A 15,425-nucleotide genomic window follows, 5' to 3' on the forward strand; every position below is an offset into this window, starting at 1 on the left:
GTCAGCCTCCCAGCCGGGCCAGTTTCCTGGCGACGTTCCTGTTCAACTGCTCGCGCCACCGGTCGCGGTAGCTGCGGGCGCCCTCCCCACCGGCGAGCGCCGCGCAGAAGCCCTGGATGTCGTCGCCCAGCACCTCGCGCACGCTCTGCCCTTCGGCCGAGGTCTCTTCGAGCAGGCCGAGCACGCCGTCGAGGATCGGCATCAGGTTGCGGCCGGTGAAGCTTCCGTAGGGGAACGCGTGGCACTGGACCTGCTCCCACGCCGCCCGGAAGTCGGGCGGCAGCGCCGCCGCCCGCGCCTCGAACGCCTGGTAGTCCCTGGTGAGATCGTTGCCGGTGATGGTGTCCCAGAAGTTCATCTCCCACCTTCCCTGAGCTTGTCGAGGCGCGACGTGATGTAGGCCCACTTCGCCCAGAACGTCGCGAGTTCGTCGCGCCCCGCGTCGTTGAGCGCGTAGAACTTGCGCGGCGGCCCCTTCTCGGACGGCCGTTTCGTCACCTGGACGAGCCCGTTCTTCTCCAGCCGCAGCAGGATCGTGTAGACGGTCCCCTCGACGACGTCGGCGAAGCCGAGTTCGTTGAGGCGGCGCGTGATGGCGTAACCGTACGTCTCCTCGCCGCCGATGATCTCGAGCACGCAGCCTTCGAGGGTGCCTTTCAGCATCTCCGTGAGGTCGTCCATCGTGGTCCTTCCTAGTACTCGGTGGCACCAAGTACTAGTATAAAGTACCACAGAGTAGTGAACCTTTCAGAGACGACCTGGGATTCTTCCGCCCGCAGGCGTCGTCGCTGGCCAGGCCGCGAATACGGGCGGACCATCCGGCCATGAAGCCGCGCCTCGCCCTGGTCGCTGGAGCCCTGCTCGCGATCTGCCTCCCCGCCCCCGCCCTCGCGGCCGCCGACACCCAGCCGCCGACCCAGCCGGCGAACGTGCGGGACGGCTGCCTGTGGGACTTCCCCGGCACCGCGTTCTGCTGGGACAGGTCCACCGACGACGTGGCCGTCACCGGCTACGACGTCTACCGGCAGCTCGCCGACGGAAGCTGGCTCAAGGTCGGCAGCGTGGTCGGCAACTACACCTTCTTCAGCGAGGGCGGCCTGGTCACGGGCCAGTACTACACCTACACCGTGGCCGCGAAGGACGCCGCCGGGAACATCAGCCCCCGCTCCCTGCCCGCCCGCATCCTGGCCCGGCAGGGCCTGCCCACCCCCTCGCCGTCCCCGACGCCGACGGCCGGCGCGTGCGAGGTCGGGTACAACTCGTCGGCCTGGCCGACCGGGATGGGCGTGTGGATGAGCCTCAAGAACACCGGCACCGTGGCCGTCAGCGGCTGGACCCTGGCCTTCGACTTCCCCGACGCCGGTCAGCGGTGGGTCTCGGGCCACAGCGCGACCTGGTCGCAGTCGGGCCGCCGCGTGACGGCGCGCAACCTCTCCTTCAACGGCACCATCAACCCGGGCGCGACGGTGACGATCGGCTTCAACGGCGCCCACACGGGCGCGAACCCGTCGCCGACGGCCTTCACCATCAACGGCCTGACCTGCACGATCAAGCCCTAGACAGGCACAGAGCCCGGCGTGCCGTGACGGCAGCCGGGCTCTGTGTGACGGGGTTATGCGAAGGGCAGGCGGATGACGCTCTGGTTGCCGATGCCGAGGTTGGTCGTGGTGGAGCCGATCGCGCTCCAGACCTCGACCCGCACCGAACCATTGGCCAGGTTGCCGAGGGCGCCGGTCGCCGTCTTCACGCCGGCCGCCTGGGTGTAGTGCTCCCAGCCGGCCACCGGGTCGGTGGCGAAGTAGGTGTAGGTCTCCACCCGGTCCCAGCTGCCGTTGCCGGTCAGGTCGTAGCTGACCCTGACCTGCGTGGCGTTGCCGACGTTGGTCCCGGCGTCGACGAACACGTCGAACGTGGTGGCCGCGCCGCTGTAGGTGGCGGTCAGGCCGGTGGCGTTGTAAACGGCGGCGTTGGTCGGGACGCCGTCACGGTTGCCGTTGGCGGCCGCCAGGGTGACGCTGCCGGCCGTGCCCGTCGTACCCGGCAGGGTGCCGTTCGACTGCGGGTAGCGGTTGGCGGCGAAGTTGCCCGGCGGGGGTGAGGGGGAGGGCGACGGGCTGGTGGGGCAGCCGCCTCCGTACACCTTGAACTCCCAGAGCGAGTAGCCCCAGGCGGTGCCGCGCGCCGTGCCGTAGACCCGAACGTAGCGGCCCGAACCGGACACGGTCAGGTTGTCCGTGCCGCCGTCACCCGTGGTGGTGGTGTAGACGTCGGTCCAGGTCGTGCCGTTGGTGGAGGTCTGGATCTGGTACGACCTGCCGTACGCGGCCTCCCAGGTCAGCTGCACCGAGGAGATGCTCTGCACGGAGCCGAGGTCCACCTGGATCCACTGCGGGTCGGCGAACGCGCTGGCCCAGCGGGTGGCCGCGTTGCCGTCGACCGCGAGGTTCGCGGTGTAGGCGGCCTCGACGCTCGACGCGGTGGCCGGGCGGCCCTGCGAGAGCAGCGTGGTCGCGCACGGACTCGGCGAAGGCGACGGGCTGGGTGACGGGCTGGTCGGCGGGTTGCTGGTGCCGTTGGCGTTGCCGCCGCTCCAGGTGAACAGGCCAGAGGTGACGGTCTTGCCGGCCGGCGCGGTCAGCGTCGTGCCGTTGGAGAAGGTCACCGTGATCGGGCTGTTGGTGATGTTGGAGGCGACGTAGGTCCGGGTGCCGTTCTTGACGAAGACCTTCGCCAGCGGGTGGCTGGCCGTCACGGTGGTGTCGACCGTGCCCAGCGAGGCGAGGTTGCGCAGCCAGTGGAAGGTGTGCGCCTTGCTCTCGCCCTCTTCCGAGGTGAAGTTCGGGTTCGCCTGGAAGGCCGCCAAGGCGGCCGGTCCGTCGGCGAGGGCCCGGAACTCCTGGATGATGTCCTGCCAGACGGTCGGTGGGCCGCCGTTGTTGGTGACCAGCTCGTTGTAGTTGATCAGCACGTTGGCCGGCCACTCGCCGAGGTAGAAGTGGCCGCCGGTGATCGGCAGCATGTTGATGCCCTGGATCATCTCGGGCTCGCCGCTGAACCAGGTGGCGTAGGCGCCGCCGGAGCCCCAGACCATGCCGACCGTGTTGTGGCCGAAGGTCGACGGGAAGTTCTGGTTACGGACGTCGAACCAGTACTCCTGGATCGCCGCGCTCTGGGTGGCGTAGATGAACACGCCCGCGTCGCGGACGGCGGTGTTGCCGGTCGCCTGGCCCCACTGGATCAGGGCGTTGGCGAAGTTCATGCCCTCCGACGACGACTCCTGGTTGTTGCCGGAGCCGAACGCGCCGTGCCCGGCCGCCCAGTCGTGGCCCGCGTAGATGTCGAAGTCACGCAGGTAGGGGAAGCGGGTGTCGTTGCGGTCGTAGTTGTTGGCGTCGCGGATCAGCAGGTCGACCATGCCGCCGTACTGGGCGTTGGTGGCCCAGGTCGGGTCGAACTTGGCCAGCGTCGCGGCGGCGGCGATGTAGTAGCCGTAGTGGAAGTGGTGGTCGTTGAGCTCCTGGTCGGAGCCGTAGGAGGCGGGGTAGCCGATCAGGGTGCCCCACTGCTGGTTGTAGTAGAAGACCCGGCTGGTCTTGCCCGCGCTCGCGGTGAACCAGTCGTTCAGCCTGGTCCTGATCCGGTTGAGCGCCGAGTCGCGCACGGCCGTCAGGTTGAGCTGGTCGGCGATCTCCGCGATGCGCGCCGCCCGGCCCAGGCCCTTGCCGGTCCAGTAGGTGTCGTCGCCGAGACCCGCCGTCGGGTCGCCCAGTTCCGCGTTGAGGTAGTTGGTGATGGTGGTCAGGTCGCCGCCGGAGCTGTCGCCGACGGCCGGGATCTCGGGCAGCACGCCCTGGAACTTCATCGTGGTGCTGAACGAGGTGCCGGTGACCACCTTCATCTGGCCGCGCGCCGAGATGTAGGTCTGTGCCAGCGGAGTGGAACCGGTCAGGTAGTTCCACTGGTGCGGGTACAGGGCGATCACGGTGCCGCTGGCGCTGCCCTCACGGGCGGTGGTGGTGAAGGTGTACGTGGTGCTGACGTTCGAGTTGCTGGGGTTGTACGAGTAGGACACCCGCGTTCCGGTGACATGGGCGTGGGCGTACTGCCCGTAGGTGCTCGCCAGGCTGGTGCGGGTGGCCGCCGGGGTCGACGGCGTGGTCGGCAGGACCGCGACCGAGAAGTAGTTCTGGCCGTTCAGCGTCGAGGAGATGCTGGTGCCGGAGACCGTCCAGGTCGAGCCGCTGGGGGCGAAGCCGAGGTAGTCCTTGCCGTTGACGGTGAACCCGATGGTCCCGCCGGTGTTCGACCACACGGTTGGGGTGCCGCTGGTGGTGATCTGGGCGTTGCCGCCGGTCTTGGTGAAGTAGGCGAACGGCAGGCCGTGACCGATGGTGGCCCGAAGGGTCCGCGTGCCGTCGCTCCAGTAGGGGGAGACCGTCCAGTCGGTCCAGCCGTCGACCTTGGCGTCAGGGGAGTTCAGGCCGGTCACGCCGACCAGGATGTCCTGCACGTACGGGTAGTGGTACTCCCCCACGCCCGTCGCGGTGCCGCTGATCGCGGCGACGGTGTTGTAGGAGAAGCCGAGGCCGCCGGCCGTCGTGTCGTAGGAGATCGGGTGGGCGTGCAGCGGCTCGCTGTAGGCGCAGTCGAACTTCTTGAACAGCAGCGACGACCACCAGTCGTTGGTGGGCACGGCGCCGGCCGGGGCGTTGGCGGTGACGTAGGCGCGCGGGTTGGTCGACAGCGATCCACAGCCGACCGGCAGGGCGCGCCCGGCGGGCAGGGTCTCGGTGTACGACCCGGCGCCGACCGTGGCGGCCTGGGCGGCCGGGGTGCCGGCCACGAACGCGAGCATCGCGGCGATCATCGCCAGCACGACGCCGACGACGACCGGGCGCGAGACGGGTCGGCCGGGCGGCGAGGTGCCGGGTAACTGAGCCCCAGTGGGCTGGTCCATTTTTCCTCCGTGGGGGGACGACCGGGGGGTGACGGGAGTCGGGGGTTCGGACGGATCGGGGCCACAGCGGGACGGGTTCATCCCCTCCCAATGAGAGCGCTCTCTCAGCGCGGAAACTAGTGCCCGGAACACCTCTCGTCAATGTTTCTGACTGATTGCCCGGAGGTTAATCCCACTCGTGCAGGTCAATGCGGTGCGGTGTCGCCGCGCGAAATCCGGCACAGCGCCCGTCGGGGGACACCGCCCGCACGGACGGAGGCGCTCCCCCATTGCCCGGCGGCGGATCGCCGCTTACACTGCGAGAGCGCTCTCTTTTGGCCGGAACAAAAATCCGGCCCACACCCCTCGGGTGCGAGCCGGATGATCGGGCGGTCAGGTCCAGTTGCGCAGCCTGATCGACGTGACGCAGTTGCTCGACCACGCCTCCAGCCGGTACTGGTGGCCGATGCTCAGGCCGTTGACCTTGAACGTCGTGCTGCTGGTGGCCAGGGCCTTGACGCCGCCCGCCGCCCAGGCCCAGTTGTTCGTGATGTCGTAGAGCGTCCAGGTGACATGGCAGATCAGGGCGCCCGTGGGGTTGAGCTTGACCTCGAGCCAGCCCTGCGAGCTGTGCGGCTCCAGCGTGCCCGCCCCGCACGTGATGAACGGAGGGGCGGTGTTGCAGGTGCGCGTGCCGTACGGCTCCGCCGAGGCCGGTCCGGCCGCCAGCATCGTTCCCACCAGGAAGACCGCCACGGTGATGACCGCCGTGACCAGCCGTCGGAATGACAGGTGCGTTGTCACATCGTCTCCTTGTCCGTTTCGCCCCATCGGGGACGTCGGCACGAGGATCGGAGACGGCGGTATAGGTCCGGTATAGGCCCTGGTGAGGTCCGTCAGGCGGGGTGGGGGTCGCCGAGGTACGGGAACCGGTCGAGCGTGTCGGTGTGCGGCGACAGCCCGGTCGGCGGGGCCTCGTTCTTGGTCAGGAACGCGACCCGGATGTCGATGACGTCCTCGACGAAGGTCCGGCCGTTGGGATACGCGGCGGGCCTGGCCGGGTCGAAGCGCAGCACGTCGGGCAGGATGCCGTGCTCGTCGAGCGCGGCGATCGCCTCCTCCCGGGAGTAGCCGCCGGTGTGCCCCAGCAGGTGGACGAACTGGTCGGTCCATCGGGCCCGGTCGTTGACCGGCTCGCTGGCGTTGTACTCCTCCTTCGTGTCGTCGGTGTTGAAGAAGCTGCTCACCGACGGGTGCCCGGCCCGGTCTGCGTGGACGAGCTCGCCACCCTGCAGCACGCTGCACCGGCCCCAGACGTTCAGCGCGGGCCGGGGCGAAAGCTCCGCCGTCGGCAGCTCGATGGCCATGGAGAAGACGTTGGCCGTGGCGTTGGAGTCGTAGCCGGTCCAGGGCGACTTCCCGCTCAGGTGCGGGGCGGTGAAGTTGCGGTTGCCGCTGGTGTCGAACAGGTTCTGGATGCCGTCGAAGTCGAAGAAGAACGCGTCACTGCGGCTGCCGGCGGCCACCTTGTAGTCACCGCTGGAGATCACGTTGGCCCGGGGGCCGAAGGAGACGGCGGCGTCCGCGACGATCTCGGTGCCGGTCGCCTCGGGGTTGCGCGAGTCCGCGCCGGTCGCCATGAAGACGCTGTAGGTCTGGGAGCCGTCGGCCGCCGGAGGCGAGAAGACCCAGCTGAAGGCGACGTCGGTCAGGTAGTCGCCGTCGTTGTCGATGTTCAGCCGGTAGACGGCGTCGGGGTGCAGGGCGTCCGCGTTGGGATTGGCGTTCAGGATGAGAACGGTCCTGGTGGGATCGCCGGGGGCCGTGAAGGCGTAGAGGTCGCACAGGTCGAGACGCTGGTCGCCGAGGGGCGGCCCGAGGCTGAGGCCGGTGAAGTGGTTGGACATTTCCGCAGGTTAAGCGGCTGGAGTCCGCCCGATCGGCATCCGTCCGATTCACCCCGATACGGTGAGCGCGTCGCGGCCGGAGGCAGAAGCGGATCATGAGCGGGGCGAGGAAGGCCATCTCGAACAGGCGCAGGCTCTGCACGCTGGAGATCAGCGGCAGGTTGGCGTGCGCGGCGGAGGCGGCGGCCAGCACCGCGTTGATCCCGCCGGGCGTGGTGGCCAGATAGGTGTCGCCGAACGGCAGGCGCGTCATGGCCGAGACCGCCCAGGCGAGCAGCGCGCAGGCCGCGCTGACGGCCACGACGCAGCCGATCGCGGCGGGCAGGATCCGCCGTAGCCGCCACACGGTGTGCCGGGAGAAGCGCAGCCCGACGTCCAGGCCGATCATGGTGAACAGCAGCGACCGCATGATCCCGTCGGGGGCGAAGCCGTGGGCGAGCCCGGTCGCCGAGACCACGGCCGACACGAGCATGGCGCCCATCATCGCCGAGCTCGGCAGCCGCAGCCGGGGCCCGATCAGCACCCCGAGCAGGGCGACCAGCCCGAGCACGACCAGGCCCCCCAACTGGCCCGGCCCGGTCACCAGGTGCCAGGCGCTCCCCTCCCGCGCCGGGGCGCCCCCCGCCGCCGCGGGCAGTACCAGACCGAGCAGCAGCGGCGTGCTGGCCACGACGAAACCCAGCCGCAGGTACTGCATGAACGCCACCTGGCGGCCGTCGGCGTCCAGATCCCCGGCCGAGGCCACGGCGGCGGCCGACCCTCCGGCGATCATGCCCAGGGTGGCCGTGGCCCGGTCGACCCCGCCGAACCGCACCATGGCCCACGCGGCGCCCTGGCAGACGACCAGCGTCAGCAGCGTCACCACGACGAGCGGCACGATCGAGGCCGCCACCTGGCCGAGCGCCGTGACGTCCAGATAGGTCCCCATGAGCACGCCGAGAAGCGCCTGCGACCCCCTGTTGAGGACGGCGGGCGGCGACCGGCGCACGAGCCCGGTCAGCGCCGCCGCCAGCCCGAGCAGGAGCGGGATCAGCATGTGCGGGGAGGGCAGCAGAGGCTCGCCCAGTTCCCCGGCCACGATCAGCACCGGCAGGATCAGCACCCACCCGGCGAGTTCGCGGACTCGCTGCGGAACGCGCATGCCCCTGACGCTAGTTCCGGCGAGGACATCGCCAGGTTAGAGGGCTCTTACCTGCGGGTTAGGGCCAGGAACTCGGTCCGGCCGAGGAAGAACGCGGCCCGGACGTTGTCGGCCCCCACCCGCCGTTCAAGGTCGGTGACCCCCGGGGAGACGGGACCGGCGGAACCGCCCATCGCCACGACGACCTGGGCCGCGAGCAGCTCGACCAGCCCCTCGGCCAGCCTCGGATCCACCCCGGCGATCAGCCCGGGATGGGCCAGCCGGTGCACCAGGCCGTGCGCCAGATCGGCGAGCAGGCGGGACCGCCCGTCGGCCGGGACGGTGAACGGGACGTACACGGCATCGACGGAATGGGAGACGGAGTTCAGGATGACGTGCCGCACCCGCTCCGACAGCCCCGGATCGCCGGTGAGATCGCGGCGCAGCACCTCGGGGTCGGCGCCGGTCCGCCGGTGGAGCTCCTCGGCCTGGGCCCCGAGCCCGGCGGGGCGCTCTTCGGAGCTCAGCAACCCGGTGGCGAGGTCGTACCCGCCGGTCAGAGGGCCGTGGGGGCGGGCCGTCGGGTAGGGGCCGAAGCCCGCGGCCAGGTGATCCTGGACCTGCCCGGCCAGCTCGGCCACCCGGAGGGGATCTTCGGCGGCCAGGGTCACACCCGGCGGACGCAGCGCCAGGTCGGCGGCGAGAGGCCGATCGTCGACGCGCACCTCCGGCCCGGTCGCGGGGATCCGGAGCCGGGCGGGCAGCGCCTCCGCCCGCCAGCCGCTCACCGCCAGCACCTCGGCCTCGAACGCCTCCCCGGAGCCCGGTTCGGTGGCCCGGCGGGTGGTGTGCCGGACCAGCCGGGCCAGCGCCGCCGCCCGGTCGAAGCCGGGGCCCGCCTCGGCGGCCCGGCCGCGCAGCAGGTAGGCCGCGTGGATCAGCCACGACCGCTCGACCAGCGACATCGCCGCCACCGTCGGCCCGTGGGACATCGCTTGGGACATCGCCGGCCCGGCCCCGGCCCCGGCCAGGGCCGACTCCAGGGTCAGGAACGCCTTCTCCGCGCCGTCGCGCAGCAGTTCGTCGAGACCCTGCTCCGGCCCGGTCACGCGCTTGCTCTTGGTCAGCGGCACCATCGGGCTCACTTCCGCTTCTTGAGGCCGGCGAAGGACACGCCGCCGAGGAAGAAGGCCGCCAGGACGTTGTCCATCCCGACGATGTCCGCGATCTGCTGCGCCTTCGCCCCGGCCTCGTCGTATCCGACCTTGAACAGGTCGTCGTCCGGCCTCTCGAACGCCACGTCCGGCCCGAGGATGCTCCGGCAGATCCCCGGGTCCCCCTCGGCCGCCTCGACGAGCGCCTTGAAGATGTGCAGGGCGACGAGGTCGGTGAAGCCCTCCTGGAGGATCTGGTCGTGCTCCACGAACGTGGCCGCCGCCAGCAGGTCGGGGTGGCTGAGCCGGTGCATGAACTCGTGGATCATCGTGCGGACCAGGCTCCAGCGCCTGGCCGCCACGGAAAGGGACGCGCCGAAGACCGGGCAGAGGTAGATGAACCCGGCATCCCTGTCGTGGCGGCCGGTGACCCTGATGAGGATCTTCACCGACTTCACCAGTTCGGAATCGGCCAGCATGCCCTGGAGCACCTGCTCGAGGATCTCCCGGTCTCCGGGCCGTCCGGGGTGGTATCCGGCGGTCTCGAAGGGTTTGCCGACCTTCGCGCTCCAGCCGATGAGCTCCGCCCGGTTGCGCAGCATGCCCAGGACGGAGGCCTCGCCGATGTCCAACGTCAGGGTGCTGGCGACTGTCTCGGCATAGGGAAGCAGGGTGAAGAACGGCCCGGTGGCGTCGGCCGACGGGAACGGGCCCACGCTCTCGTAGACGAACCGCTCGACGACGCCCGCCACCGCCTCGACGTCGGTCCAGGGGATCTGCGTGCGGTCGGGCCAGGCCGCCACGACATTGGCGGCATGGGTGTTGAGAATCTTGGTGAGGGTCGGGACGAGCGCCTCGGTGAGCTTCTGCCGGTCGACGAGGCCGTCCGGGACCTCGGGTTCCGGCCCGTCTTCTCCTTCGACGAAGACGAAGGCCACGGGCATCGGGTCCAGGGCGACCGTATAACTCGGGTTGCAGAGATTGTGGACGCGCACCCGCTCCAGATCGGTCGGCCGTCGCCGCGTGCTGAGCAGGTGGCAGGACAGCCAGCCGCTCGCTTTGATCACGTCCAGTTCGAACCCGGGGTTGTTCCTCGGCACGGCGCGGAGGGACAGGCACCGCTTCACCAGCCGAAGGAACACCTGGCTCTTGACGAGCCCCGCGCCCTCGGCGGCCGTGAGGTTGCCGAGGATGATCGACAGGGCGTCGACCAGCCACCGGATCTGCGCGGGCGAGAAACGGCCGAGGATCTGCGGGACGGCGTCCGCGCTCGCGAACAGCAGCAGCCGGGCCGCCTTCTGGATGAACTCCGGCCGGTCGTTCACTCCCAGGACGGCGAGCTTGGCGTAGTCGACCGTCGCGGTCAGGCCGGCCACCGTGACGGTCTGGTGGGTCATCGTCAGCGCGGAGGCCACGGTCGGCTGGGCGGTCGGCTGGACCGCCGTGCGCGGGAGGGTGACCATGGTGAGCTGCGGAGCCGACTCGAGCGTGCCCTCGCCCTTCGTCTTCTCCAAAGGGGCGCCCGGTTCGGAGGTCACCTCGACGGACTTCCGATTCTTCCTGCCGGATTTGCGCACGGGTCCCTCCTCTGCCGCGTTGCACGAGGAGGGAACGTTCCACTCCCAGGGCGTACGGGATCTTGGGTTCATGCTCCAGCACAGGCGGGGGTTGGCCAAACTAACCAAACCGCCACATTGTCGCGCGGACCCTCAGCAATCGATGGAGGCCGTGGTCAGAGGCCGGCCCGAATCGGGGTGCAGCGCGATGGGGATCGTCCGCCCGTCGCCCACCCGGATCCGTACGGAGTTCGGCCCCGTCCACGTGATCGAGTCGAACGAGTCGTCGGGGACGTCGTTGTTGAAGCAGGCGAGAGGCCATTCCCTGCTGAGAAGCCCGTCGTCCTCGCGGAGGCTGAGCCATGTCACCGCGTCCGGTCCGATCCCCGCCATCGTCAGCTCGACGCGGACCCGGTAGGGACCCGGTCCGTCGACGAAGCCCGCTTCTCCGATGGGCGAGAACAGCAGGGCGGTCATCCCCGCGAACAGTGCGGCGGTCGCGCACATCACGGTGTAGACGACGGCCAGGGCGCGCAGCCACATCAACTGGACCCCGGCGGCGGCCAGTCCCGCCAGGAGGCAGGCCAGCGCGCAGAACACGAAGGGATGGTTCAGATGCTCCCGCAGGAGCACCAGTTCGAAGGCGTCGACGTACCCCAGGACCGCGAGCCCGACCAGGCCGAGCGAGAGGAGCAGCAGCACGAGTGAACGAGTCGGCATGGTGGGGATCCCGTCGGTGAGGCGCCGTCAAGATCATGGCGGCACCGCCTGGCCACACCCGGACCGTGCACGGAACCTCGACAGAGCCCGCATGAAGACCTTGCGTCCTGCACTACGACCACACCGATCAAAGCGCCGGACAGCGGCCTCTAACGGTCTCCTCTCCGGAGCCAGAGCAGCGCCCCCGCCAGCAGCACGGCGCCGCCCAGCAGCCAGGGGGCCGGGCCCGGCGGCAACGCGCCGGCGATCAGGCCGATCAGGGCACCGAACAATTGCAGGGCGAGGGACTGCACCGACAGCGCGGTGGCCCGGCCCGCGCTGGTGACGCGGCGGTGCAGGAGGTCGTTCTCGTTCGGGCCGGCCGCGCCCAGGCCGAGGTAGACCACCCCGTAGCCGGTGGCCGCGAGCACGGCGGCGGGCACGCCGGTGGTCGTCACGGTGACGCCGAGGAGCAGGAGGCCGAGGGCGCTCGTGCCGAGGCTCGCCAGGACCGCGCGTTCGCTTCCTCCAGTGATCGTGGCGACGCGCGGGGCGAGGGCGCTGCCGAGGCCGGAGCAGAGGAAACCGGCGCAGGCCAGGGCGGCGTAGAGGACGGCGCCCGTCTCCGACGTGCCCGCGAGGGTCGCGGCACGCCCGGGGGTCAGCAGTTCGATCGAGGCCAGGGCGCCGCCGGTGGCGGCCGCGCTGAGGAGGACGCGGCGGACCATCGCGTCGCGGGTGCCCAGCCGCAGGCCGCCCCCGACGGTGGCAGGGACGTCGCGCAGCACGCCCCTCAACGTGGCCGCCGGGCGGGGGAGTTCGCGAATGCCGACCACGACGTACACGACGAAAAGGATCTCGACGGCGGCGCCGAGCAGGAGCGGGACCGACAGCGGCAGGACCGGCCCGGAGGTCGCGGGGCCCAGGAGCCAGGGGATGCCGCCGCCGAGCAGGGTGCCGGCGGCCAGGGCGAGGGATGTCGCCGAACCGCCCCGGGCCAGGCCGGTGCGGAGTTCGGCTTCGGGGCCGGAGTGCGCGTGGACGGTGTCGACGTACCAGGCCTCGGCGGGGCCGCTCGACAGGGCCCGGCCCGCGCCCATGAGGACCATCCCGGTGACCAGCACCCACGGCACGGTGCCCAGACCCAGGAGGGTGAACGCGGTGAGGTTCAGCAGCCCGGCGGCGGCCAGGACGACGCGGCGGCCGAAGACGTCCGACAACCCGCCCGTGGGGAGTTCCAGCGCCGCGGCGGTGAGGGAGTGCGCGGCGATGAAGCCCGCGACGGCGGCGAGCGCCAGGCCGCGCTCGGTGAGGAGCAGGACCAGGGGCGCGATGGTCAGCCCCAGCGGAAACCAGAAGAGCGCGCAGACCGTGACATAACGGCGCCGTGCCTCACGTGGGGTCATGACGCGGGCGAGGCCAGCGGCAGCCCGGCGGCGACGAACACGACCTTCTCCGCGCGGGGATCATCGGCGTCGCGGGCGACGAGCTCCTTGAGCGTGTGGTCGAGTACCTGCCACAGCTCGGTGAGCGACTCCGGCGTCAGCGCGGGGAGGGAGTCGGTGATCCCCGAAGGTTCCACCCATTCCGGGCCCAGGCGGCCGCTGGTCATGTCGTCTTCGTGCCGGACCAGGGACGCCTCCAGGTGTTCGATCTGGCGGCGGCGGGCGAGGCCGACGAAGGCGCGGCTCCCGGCGAAGGCCTCCATGGCCGTGTTGCTCCACGACGTCACCAGGTGGACCGCCCGCCAGCGGCGTTCCCGCCCGTCGCGGTGCTCGGCCTCGGCGACGAAGGCGTGCCGGGCCAGCACCCGCAGGTGGTAACTGGCGGAGGCGGAGGTCTCCCCCGTCTTGGCCGCCAGTTCGCTCGCGGTGGCGGGCCCGTCCTGCCGGAGCAGGCCGAGCAGCCGGATGCGCAGCGGATGCGTGAGCGCCTTCAGCGCGGCGGCGTCGTGCTCCGGATCGAGGACCCGCTTGTGCTCATCGGTGACCATGCCAGCACTCTAGGTTTCCCAAAGTATTTTTGCAAAACTTCTTTGGGAAAATCGCGGCGATCTGCTTTACCGTGGATCTCGTGGAAGAGCCTGTGTTCCTCCGGCGGGCGGACGTCATCGACGCCGACGCCGTACGTGAGGTTTTTCTGTCGGCCACGGCCGGCAAACCCCATCTCCTGGCCGACGAACCCGACGCGGGCCGCCCGGAGTGGATCGCCGCCTTCCTCGACTGCGGCTACATGCACGAACTGTGGGTCGCCGAGGTCGACGGCCGGATCGTCGGCTTCGCGACGCTCGCCATCGACCAGCTCGGTCACCTGTACGTCGCGGCCGAGTTCCAGAACCGGGGCGTCGGCTCGGCGCTGCTCCGCAACGCCCAGCGCGTCAGGCCGGAGAAGCTGACCCTCTACACCCACCGGCACGACGTGGACGCGCGCCGGTTCTACGAGCGGCACGGCTTCACGGTGGCCGAGATCGAGGACGACGAGGTCTTCTACACCTGGAGGCACCGCTCACCGAATTGAGTTGCGCCCCACCTGATCTTGACGACACCCTTCGGGATCATGCAGCGTCTTTTCGCCCTCTTCTTAGCCGTGCTCGCCGGCGTGACACTCGTCGCGAGCCCCTCACCGGCCACCGCCTCGGCGGCGGGCCAGATCAAGATCAACTGGTCGAACAGCGACTCCGCCGACCTGGGCAGGCTGCGGATCTCGGTCACGTCCACCCTGCCCATCGCCGCGCTGAAAGCGCACATCATCGCCTCCGACGGCACCGAACTCGCCACGGCCGACGACTTCGCCCTCACCTCGGGCACCACCGTCAACGGCGTCTGGACCACCGTGTCCCGGATCCAGATCGGCCGGCTGGGCTTCTTCCGCGTCGACGTCGAGGCGACCGACACCGAGGGCACGCACGTGCGGACCGACCGGGCGGGCAACCTCAGCTACTACGTGGCGACCGTCTTCGAACCGCTCCGGTCGACCCCCTCCGCTGTCAAGTACGACCGCAGGGAGGTCACCGTCAAGGGCAGGCTGCTGGGCCGCCACCCTGGAACGGGGCAGCTCACCTCCTTCGCCGGAGCACCCGTCTCGCTGAGCATCGCCTTCCGCAACAGGATCGGCGGGTACGACGGATTCGCCAACGCCGAGGTCACCACCGACGACCGGGGCCGGTTCGAGTACACGCGCACCCTCCCCCAGGGCACCGAGTTCACCGCCACCTACCCCCAGAACAACGCGTTCCCCGGCTACCTGCGGGGCACCTCGGACAGGCTCGTGGTCCTCGTCGACCCGGCGCGCACCCAGGTGAAGGTCGACACGGACACCGCCCAGATCGCCGAGGGCTCGGCGGTGCGGATCTCCGGCCTCGCCCGCTGGCGTTCGCCCGACGACGGCTGGCAGCCGCTGGCCGGCAGCCGCCTGGTCGTCTTCGTCGACTACGGCGCCAGTGGAAGCGGCTCCCCCGAGTCCGTCACCACCGGCCCGGACGGCCGCTACTCCATCGACCTCACCCTGTACCGCAGCGGAACCGTCATCGTGAACTTCCCGAGCGACGACCCGTTCAAGGCCGACGCGAGGGAGACGGTGGCGGTCACCGTGCTGCATCCGGCGGCCTTCACCGAGTTCACCGCGGGCCGCGCGGGCGCGAACGTGAACGTCTCGGGCGAGATCGACTACCCGGGCAACACGAGCGCCTACAGTGCGGAGTTCGCGGTCGAGTTCTCGGCCGACGGCCGGACCTGGACCCGGCGCGCACTCCTCCCGGGCGAGCAGGCCGGGCGCGGTTTCTCCTTCACCACGTCCATCCCCGAAACGGCCGCCGGGTACTGGCGCGCCACCTACAGCGGCGCCCCCCACTTCCAGGACGCCGCGAGCCCGGCGGTCGCGGTGAGCGCCGTCCCCTAGTGCGTGGGGCTTCCGTTAAGAGAGCGCTTTCTTCGTCCGTAGGCCGTCACCTGCGGGTTCGAGGATGCCAAGTCGTTATCCGGCCGAGGGGTGCATGATCCAAAACGCCGTGTTACAAAATGCGTGATCGTTTCCGTGACGACTGTCCGGGCGGAC

The 15,425-nt window shown here is 70.3% G+C and carries 13 protein-coding genes and 1 pseudogene; 3 read left to right on the top strand and 11 right to left on the bottom strand.

Going from position 1 to position 15,425, the window contains the following annotated elements; all coding sequences use genetic code 11:
* Position 1: 1 nt before the first annotated feature.
* Positions 2-358 carry a DUF1048 domain-containing protein gene (locus ACYQ78_RS10150; protein ID WP_459800501.1) on the bottom strand — a complete coding sequence of 119 codons (357 nt, stop codon included), beginning with the start codon at positions 356-358 and terminating at the stop codon, positions 2-4.
* Positions 355-681, bottom strand: coding sequence for a PadR family transcriptional regulator (locus ACYQ78_RS10155; protein ID WP_459800502.1), 327 nt, complete (start codon positions 679-681; stop codon positions 355-357). Before ACYQ78_RS10155 ends, ACYQ78_RS10150 begins: the two co-directional genes overlap by 4 nt.
* 143 nt (positions 682-824) lie before the next feature.
* On the opposite strand from ACYQ78_RS10155, the gene ACYQ78_RS10160 reads away from it, so the two are divergent.
* Complete coding sequence (locus tag ACYQ78_RS10160) at positions 825-1,559, top strand: cellulose binding domain-containing protein (RefSeq protein WP_459800503.1); 735 nt, start codon at positions 825-827, stop codon at positions 1,557-1,559.
* A 53-nt stretch (positions 1,560-1,612) separates the two neighbouring features.
* Here the strand turns inward: ACYQ78_RS10160 and ACYQ78_RS10165 are convergent, their stop codons facing one another.
* The 9 genes and pseudogenes from ACYQ78_RS10165 to ACYQ78_RS10205 form a co-directional block, all read right to left on the bottom strand.
* Entirely contained in the window at positions 1,613-4,957 is a 3,345-nt protein-coding gene (locus ACYQ78_RS10165; protein WP_459800504.1) for a glycosyl hydrolase, read from the bottom strand.
* Positions 4,958-5,329: 372 nt separating this feature from the next.
* The gene (locus ACYQ78_RS10170; RefSeq protein ID WP_459800505.1) at positions 5,330-5,740 is read right to left on the bottom strand and encodes a hypothetical protein; all 411 of its coding nucleotides are present in this window, start codon (positions 5,738-5,740) and stop codon (positions 5,330-5,332) included.
* Positions 5,741-5,832: 92 nt separating this feature from the next.
* Positions 5,833-6,843, bottom strand: coding sequence for a DUF4331 family protein (locus ACYQ78_RS10175; protein WP_459800506.1), 1,011 nt, complete (start codon positions 6,841-6,843; stop codon positions 5,833-5,835).
* A gap of 97 nt (positions 6,844-6,940) precedes the next feature.
* Positions 6,941-7,984: pseudogene (locus tag ACYQ78_RS10180) on the bottom strand (AbrB family transcriptional regulator); the annotation flags it as partial.
* A 47-nt stretch (positions 7,985-8,031) separates the two neighbouring features.
* Positions 8,032-9,108: a hypothetical protein gene (locus ACYQ78_RS10185; protein ID WP_459800507.1), complete on the bottom strand. Its 1,077-nt coding sequence runs from the start codon at positions 9,106-9,108 to the stop codon at positions 8,032-8,034.
* Complete coding sequence (locus ACYQ78_RS10190) at positions 9,105-10,694, bottom strand: hypothetical protein (protein ID WP_459800508.1); 1,590 nt, start codon at positions 10,692-10,694, stop codon at positions 9,105-9,107. Before ACYQ78_RS10190 ends, ACYQ78_RS10185 begins: the two co-directional genes overlap by 4 nt.
* Before the next feature lie 132 nt (positions 10,695-10,826).
* Positions 10,827-11,393 (bottom strand): hypothetical protein, encoded by a 567-nt coding sequence (locus ACYQ78_RS10195; protein WP_459800509.1) that lies wholly within the window; start codon positions 11,391-11,393, stop codon positions 10,827-10,829.
* A 149-nt stretch (positions 11,394-11,542) separates the two neighbouring features.
* Positions 11,543-12,778, bottom strand: a complete 1,236-nt coding sequence (locus ACYQ78_RS10200; protein WP_459800510.1) for an MFS transporter — start codon at positions 12,776-12,778, stop codon at positions 11,543-11,545.
* Positions 12,775-13,365 carry an ArsR/SmtB family transcription factor gene (locus tag ACYQ78_RS10205; protein WP_459800511.1) on the bottom strand — a complete coding sequence of 197 codons (591 nt, stop codon included), beginning with the start codon at positions 13,363-13,365 and terminating at the stop codon, positions 12,775-12,777. The genes ACYQ78_RS10200 and ACYQ78_RS10205 overlap by 4 nt, the downstream gene beginning before the upstream one ends.
* 80 nt (positions 13,366-13,445) lie before the next feature.
* On the opposite strand from ACYQ78_RS10205, the gene ACYQ78_RS10210 reads away from it, so the two are divergent.
* Together ACYQ78_RS10210 and ACYQ78_RS10215 are read left to right on the top strand one after the other, a co-directional pair.
* Positions 13,446-13,889 carry a GNAT family N-acetyltransferase gene (locus ACYQ78_RS10210; RefSeq protein ID WP_459800512.1) on the top strand — a complete coding sequence of 148 codons (444 nt, stop codon included), beginning with the start codon at positions 13,446-13,448 and terminating at the stop codon, positions 13,887-13,889.
* Between the two features lie 39 nt (positions 13,890-13,928).
* Complete coding sequence (locus tag ACYQ78_RS10215) at positions 13,929-15,269, top strand: hypothetical protein (RefSeq protein ID WP_459800513.1); 1,341 nt, start codon at positions 13,929-13,931, stop codon at positions 15,267-15,269.
* Positions 15,270-15,425 lie beyond the last annotated feature (156 nt).

The sequence above is a fragment of the Herbidospora sp. RD11066 genome, from assembly GCF_054661255.1.

Bases quoted from the DNA above. Each gene is read 5' to 3' on its own strand.
- ACYQ78_RS10165 (WP_459800504.1), bottom strand. From the start codon at position 4,957: ATGGACCAGCCCACTGGGGCTCAGTTACCCGGCACCTCGCCGCCCGGC.
- ACYQ78_RS10150 (WP_459800501.1), bottom strand. From the start codon at position 358: ATGAACTTCTGGGACACCATCACCGGCAACGATCTCACCAGGGACTAC.
- ACYQ78_RS10155 (WP_459800502.1), bottom strand. From the start codon at position 681: ATGGACGACCTCACGGAGATGCTGAAAGGCACCCTCGAAGGCTGCGTG.
- ACYQ78_RS10195 (WP_459800509.1), bottom strand. From the start codon at position 11,393: ATGCCGACTCGTTCACTCGTGCTGCTGCTCCTCTCGCTCGGCCTGGTC.
- ACYQ78_RS10215 (WP_459800513.1), top strand. From the start codon at position 13,929: ATGCAGCGTCTTTTCGCCCTCTTCTTAGCCGTGCTCGCCGGCGTGACA.
- ACYQ78_RS10200 (WP_459800510.1), bottom strand. From the start codon at position 12,778: ATGACCCCACGTGAGGCACGGCGCCGTTATGTCACGGTCTGCGCGCTC.
- ACYQ78_RS10160 (WP_459800503.1), top strand. From the start codon at position 825: ATGAAGCCGCGCCTCGCCCTGGTCGCTGGAGCCCTGCTCGCGATCTGC.
- ACYQ78_RS10205 (WP_459800511.1), bottom strand. From the start codon at position 13,365: ATGGTCACCGATGAGCACAAGCGGGTCCTCGATCCGGAGCACGACGCC.
- ACYQ78_RS10175 (WP_459800506.1), bottom strand. From the start codon at position 6,843: ATGTCCAACCACTTCACCGGCCTCAGCCTCGGGCCGCCCCTCGGCGAC.